The sequence below is a fragment of the Paraburkholderia sp. RL17-373-BIF-A genome (assembly GCF_046030175.1).
Lineage (GTDB): Bacteria > Pseudomonadota > Gammaproteobacteria > Burkholderiales > Burkholderiaceae > Paraburkholderia.
In genome coordinates, this window is sequence record NZ_JARESO010000528.1 from 1 (window position 1) to 261 (window position 261).

Sequence of the window (261 nt, forward strand, 5' to 3'; positions counted from 1 at the left end):
ATCAACATCAGGATCCTTGACACCTGCCGTCAGGGCATCATCCAGCGCGCCGATAGCCAGTTCCATACAGCGGAGTTTGTTGTCGCCCTTTAAACGCGTGTGTATGACAGTCAGGAGGCTGCCGGAGTCAGGATTGTTCCGGTGGTTAAAAAGCGTGTCACGTGTGGCCGAACTGCTCAGGTCCGCTGATAGTCCCGTAAAGATGATTCCGGAAAGCATGTCATCGGTAAGCTGAGAAGAGCGGTAGAAGAGAGCTTCCAG

General features: G+C 53.6%; 1 protein-coding gene. It reads right to left on the bottom strand.

Features of this window, described 5'->3' with window-relative positions:
* Positions 1-261, bottom strand: a 261-nt coding sequence (locus P0D80_RS51635; RefSeq protein WP_408296785.1) for a hypothetical protein, incomplete at both ends; no start/stop codon positions are given.